The organism is Candidatus Cloacimonadota bacterium (assembly GCA_011372345.1).
GTDB lineage: Bacteria > Cloacimonadota > Cloacimonadia > Cloacimonadales > TCS61 > DRTC01.
Window position 1 is genome coordinate 1 of record DRTC01000093.1, and the last position, 5,088, is coordinate 5,088.

General features: G+C 38.2%; 3 protein-coding genes. All 3 read left to right on the forward strand.

The features are described from left to right. The first annotated feature begins 284 nt into the window (after window positions 1–284). Window positions 285–1,235 (forward strand): hypothetical protein, encoded by a 951-nt coding sequence (locus ENL20_01740; GenBank protein HHE37279.1) that lies wholly within the window; start codon window positions 285–287, stop codon window positions 1,233–1,235. A gap of 418 nt (window positions 1,236–1,653) precedes the next feature. Continuing rightward, window positions 1,654–3,726, forward strand: a complete 2,073-nt coding sequence (locus tag ENL20_01745) for a T9SS type A sorting domain-containing protein (protein HHE37280.1) — start codon at window positions 1,654–1,656, stop codon at window positions 3,724–3,726. Window positions 3,727–3,888: 162 nt separating this feature from the next. Then, window positions 3,889–5,088, forward strand: a 1,200-nt coding sequence (locus tag ENL20_01750) for a glycosyltransferase (GenBank protein HHE37281.1), incomplete at its 3' end; no start/stop codon positions are given.

Sequence of the window (5,088 nt, forward strand, 5' to 3'; positions counted from 1 at the left end):
CTTAAGCCGTAGGTCTTGAGTTAAGTTTACTGACATAAGCAAGTTAGAAAACTTAAATCAAGTCAGCTAAAGCAAACTTAATTCAAGCTTTCTCCAATTTTGATAGTTTTCGTTCAGATACTAAATAGAAATTCTTACGAAGCAATCTCCAACCCTAGCCGCATGAAAAGAAATAGATTGCTTCGTATGATGCCGGCAAGAGAATCCTCGCAATGACAAATATTCAATATTCAATCAAAAATACTTGTAAGCCTTTGGCTTATTAAATTCAAAAGGAGGAATTTATGGCTAACACAGAAACATTAGTCAGAATATACTACTTTCCGGATGCAGTTGCCATCCAGAAAGCGCGTGTATTCGTAGTTTTATTGACCCGGGATAGGGCAGATTTCTTTGCTTATGATGCTGATTTCACAGAAATATTTATCACCGACTTTTCAGCCATGATCGAGGCAGCAGCATCCATGCCGGATCATGAATATAACCAGAATCAACTGGCAATTTTGACAACAGAACTGAATAACAAGATGGAATTAGGACGAAAAGTTTATCGTTTTATGCGACCTTTTATTGAAAAAGCATTTCCCGGAAGAAAGGATATCTGGAATTTATTCGGTGCTGATAATTATTACGAGATCAGGAACAACCAGGAAGGATTAACTGCTTTTTTAGCCAGACTTCATGAAACCGCAGTTAAATATAGAACAGAACTGAATACAGCCGGATTTTCCGATCCACAAATTGAAAAGATCAAGACTTCTCATGACGATATCGTGCAGGCAAATGTCGCCCAGGATGATTTTAAGATCCAGATGAAAGAACAGACCAACGAAAGAATCAGGAAAATGAATGCCATGTGGGAAGTTGTCCTGCGTATCAGCCGGATTGGGAAACTCATCTATGAAGACGACTACGGCAAATACCAGCAGTATGTTCTCTATCAGTCTTCGTCCCAGGGAGAACCGGATATCAAACACGGCAATGTTCCGGCAGCACAGACCGTTATCGTCATGGAAGAAGTAACACCTTCCACTGTGTTCAAACTGAAAAATCCGGGTACTACCGGCTTGGAATATTGTCTGGGAGAAACTCCCGAGCCATGCACCGAAGGTATCGAACTGAATCCCGGTGATGATCATCAGACAACTGCTTCTGAAATGGGAACCGGCTCTATTTTGAAGGTTACTAATAAATCAGAAACTGAAGAAGGGATGTACGAGGTAGAAGTTTCCTAATTGAATTGGGTGTAGTTCGGAATTTGTTCCGAGACCAAACTCATCCTGCTATCCTTCTCTTTTAGAAGAAATTTTGAAAGAAAATTCAAAGAGAAGGAACATAAGAAAAGCAAGAAGAATAAAATCATCAATAGCCCCGTCCTTCAGGGCGGGGAAAAAAAGATTAATAAAAAAAAAACTTGCAAAGGTCAGGGTATATTTTTTCCCTGACCTTTGTATTTAAGAAACAGAAAGGTAGTGTAATATGAATTATGAAAACTTATGAAAAAAATGTGATGCCTTTCCGAAGCTTCTCATGAAGGAATTCTATCCGGCAGTTGCCGGATCGGAAAGTCTGGGGCTTTCCCATCCTTCCGAATCTTATCGTAAGAACAAGTGAAAGAAGGCTTCGGAAGGTAAGGAAATTACAGGAGGAACAATGAAAAAACTTTTCATTATTAGTTTGTTTATGATCGTATATTCATTGATAATTGCTCAGGCAACCGAACTATTTATCTCTGAATATATCGAAGGTAGCAGTTATAACAAAGCTATCGAGATCTTCAACGGCACCGGAGCAGCAGTAGATCTAAGTGAATACTCTTTGAAAAAAGATGTGAATGGAAATGACGATTTCAGCACCAGTATGGATCTATCCGGAAATCTTGAAGATGGTGAAGTTTATGTTATCTGCCATCCGAGTGCTGACGAAGCCATCCAGAATGTCGCTGATCTAACCAATGGTTCCGTCATTAATTTTAATGGTGACGATCAGGTCAGACTTTATAAAGATGATGTTGTTCTCGATCATCTCGGAGAAAGCGGAGATGTTAATTGGGCACAAAATGTTACTCTTGTCAGACATAGTTATGTTGCCAGTCCCAATCCTGATTATGATGCCGGAGAATGGGAATCCTATCCGCAAAATACTTTTGATTATATCGGTTATCATATTTTTGACGGCGGAACAGACCCGATCATAATTGTTACCAGTCCGAATGGCGGAGAACAATGGGAACAAGGTTCTACCCAAAACATAACCTGGACATCAGCCAATTTTGAAGGAAATGTAAAGATCGAGCTTGAGATGATCGATAGAACTCGTGAAGTTCTTGTTGCCAGTACGGAAAATGATGGAGTCTGGGAATGGAATATTCCGGAAGATCAAGCTCTTGATGACTGGTATGTAATTATAATTTCAGATGCAGCAGATGGAGATCCCTGGGATCAAAGCAATAATCCGTTTTCCATAATAGAACCCATTCCTGTTACTCCCTACACAATTTATGAAATTCAATATACGGAAGATCCTTCCGGTGACTCTCCTCATCTCGATGAAAGAATTTCTACAACCGGAGTAGTTACAGCGACTTTTTCGAATGGATATTATATTCAAGACGGAGCAGGAGCCTGGAATGGAATAAATGTTTATCCTCAAGACGAATCTGTTTCGATTGGAGATGATATATACCTGGAAGCAACTGTTTTTGAATACCAGAATAAAACCGAACTCATTGATGTAACAAATCTCCAGATCAATGGAATCGCAGATCTACCGGAACCAACCCAGATCCTGACCGGGCAGATTTCTATGCCGGACACTTATAATCCCGAATCATGGGAAGGTGTTTTAGTAAGAATGATGGAAGTTACTGTTACTAATGAAGACCTCGGTTATGGAGAATGGGAAATCGATGACGGCATCGATACATCTGCTCCCTGCCGGGTCGATGATCTTGGAGATTATTCTTATCTTCCTGTTCTTAATGATTTTATCTATTCCATAACCGGAATTGTGGATTATGGTTACGGCGATTTTAAATTGCAGCCTCGCAACGATGATGATATTAATATTACAGGATTGGATGTTTCTCCGCAAAGATTACTCTTTTTAACTTATGATGATTGTTTTAATGGCAAAGAGTTTTCCATAACTAACTTATCTGAAACTGATATTTCCATATCATATATTACATCAGAAGGCGAGTTCCCCTGCGGTGACGGAGTGTGGTGGATCGAAGACTTTAATTTGGAATTCCCTTATGATCTGGAAGCCGGAAATTCTTTGAATTTCAATGTTATAGTTGATCTCCCTGTTTATGATCGTGAAATTAGTCCTGATACATTATATATTGAGACCGAGGTTGGACAGAAAAAGGTTACTCTTTTATTCAATAGCGACTTAAATAATAATGTGGATGATAACACTATTACATCGAGTAATATCTCACTTAATAATCATCCCAATCCTTTCCGCTCCTCAACGACGATTTCTTTTTCTGTCACACAAATGTCCCCGTTTGTGACTCTTGATATCTATAACATCAAAGGACAAAAGGTCAAAACTTTGGACTGCATTAACCATGTTAATGCAAAAGCGACGGAGTCGTTATACTCCATAACCTGGAACGGAACAGACGAAAATAATAAACCTGTCTCCAACGGGATCTATTTCTATCAATTGAAATCAGGAAAATCTGTTTCTACCAGAAAAATGATCCTTATGCGATAAACAAGCAAATCAAAATCCTTTAAGCCACTGATAATTTCAGTGGCTTTTTTTGTTGGATTAGCAAAAAAAATAAACTTAAAAAATAAATTTTCACTTGACTTTACAGCAGGAAAACAAGTTTTTATAACTGTCCTTAAACAATGAAGTTAAAGGAGATGACTAATGAATATCGGAATTATTATCGGGAGAATCGGAGATATAGACGGAGTTGCTTTAGAAACTGAAAAATGGATAAGAATTTTGCAAAAACTAGGGCATAAAATTTATATTCTCTCTGGAAATTTCAAGAGAAGTATTGTCGGAGAAAAATACGAAAATACCTGGCGTGCTCTTTGTTTCTTTTCTCCGGAGTGCGAATGGGAACAAAACCGGGCTTTTTTCTTCCCGGAATTTGATCAGAAAGAACTTATCGACCATCTTGAAGACACTTCCAATGAAATCGCAGTTCACATTTTCCGCTGGATGATGAAAAAAAAGATCGATGTTATCCTCACGGAAAACAGCACATCTCTTCCCTGCCATTTATCAATGGGAATGGGAATCAAAAAAGCGGTGATCAATTCTACAATTCCTGTTGTTGCTCATAATCATGATTTCTATTGGGAACGCGGTGATAGATATAAATCTCCTCATAAAAAAATCATGGAAATCATGGAAAAAACCTTTCCTCTGATCCTGCCAAATGTCAGACATGCTGTAATCAATACTCATTCAAAAAAGATTTTTAAGGAAAAATTCGGAGTTGAAGCAACAGTAGTTCCCAATGTCATGGATTTCAACAAACCGTTTGCTCGAAAAGATCCTTATAACAAGGACTTGCTATCAGACTTAGGATTGGATAAAAAAGACATTCCTATTTTTCAGGTCACCAGGATCGTGAGAAGAAAAGGTATTGAGACAGCGATTGAAATGGTTCACAGGTTGCAGGATAAAAGAGTGAAACTGGTAATTACCGGAAGTGCGGCTGATGATGCCAGAAAAGGATATTATAAAGAACTCCTGATAAAAATTAAGGAAAAAAAACTAAATGATCAGGTAGTTTTTGGTCACAGAACAATTCTCAATGAAAGAGGAAAAGGCTGGCGGGGAAGAAAGATTTATTCTTTATCCGATGCTTATGCAAATGCGGTTGCCTGCACTTATTTCAGTACTTATGAAGGTTTTGGAAATGCTTTCATAGAATGTGTTCTCGCCAGGAAACCTATTTTCGTAAACAACTATAAACCTGTTTACTGGCCTGATATTGGAAGGAAAGGATTCAAGACCGTGATGCTGAAAGACAATAAATTGACCGATAAGGCTTTAGCAGATATTGAGAGAATAATTCATAATAAAAAAGAACAAAAAGAGATTGGAGAATAC

Bases quoted from the DNA above. Each gene is read 5' to 3' on its own strand.
- ENL20_01740 (HHE37279.1), top strand. From the start codon at position 285: ATGGCTAACACAGAAACATTAGTCAGAATATACTACTTTCCGGATGCA.
- ENL20_01745 (HHE37280.1), top strand. From the start codon at position 1,654: ATGAAAAAACTTTTCATTATTAGTTTGTTTATGATCGTATATTCATTG.